The sequence below is a fragment of the Thalassolituus alkanivorans genome, from assembly GCF_020447205.1.
GTDB lineage: Bacteria > Pseudomonadota > Gammaproteobacteria > Pseudomonadales > Oceanobacteraceae > Venatoribacter > Venatoribacter alkanivorans.
On record NZ_JAJAEL010000021.1, the window covers coordinates 1 to 797 of the forward strand.

The 797-nt window shown below is 52.3% G+C and carries 1 protein-coding gene; it reads left to right on the forward strand.

All coding sequences use genetic code 11. From position 1 onward, the window contains the following. On the forward strand, positions 1-797 hold a 797-nt coding region (locus LGT44_RS20320), incomplete at both ends, for an efflux RND transporter permease subunit (protein WP_230333580.1).

Here is a 797-nt window from a genome sequence, read left to right on the forward strand (position 1 = left end):
AACTGTATCATGCGCTTGGCTGGGCGACAGCATCATCTTGGGCGCACCTTAAAACTGGATGAGCGTTTTCAAACGGTGTTTGCGGCCACCCGCGAGGTATTTACACCAAGTCTGATCAGCGTGTTAGTGGTGATTCTGGTGAACTTACCCATCCTGGCTTTGACGGGCGTGGAAGGCAAAATGTTTACGCCCATGGCCATGGCGGTAATCATGGCCTTGCTGTCTGCGTTGGTGCTGTCACTCACCTTCGTCCCTGCCGCCGTGGCGCTGTTTATGACGGGGCATATCGAGGAGAAGGACAATTTTATTGTTCGCCACTCCAAACGGTTTTACGCCCCGGTTTTGGCGTGGGCACTCAAATTTCGCGTACTCGTATTGTCTGCGGCCCTGATCTTTGTGGTTTTGGTCGGCGCACTGGCAACGCGGATGGGTACGGAATTTATCCCGAATCTGGATGAGGGCGATATTGCCATCCAGGCGCTGCGAATACCGGGTACCAGTCTCACTCAATCTCTGGATATGCAGTTTCAATTGGAAAAAGCGGTGCTGGAAATCCGTGAAGTCAAAACCTACTTCGCACGCGTCGGCACGGCCGAAGTTGCCAGTGACCCCATGGGACCCAACATTTCCGATGGCTATATCATGCTCAAGGATCGCAGTGAATGGCCCGATTCTGATAAAACCAAAGCGCAGCTGTTAGAAGAAATTGGTGAGAAACTGACGTTGTTGCCGGGAAATGCCTATGAGATCAGCCAGCCGATCCAACTGCGCTTCAATGAATTGATTTCTGGTGTGCG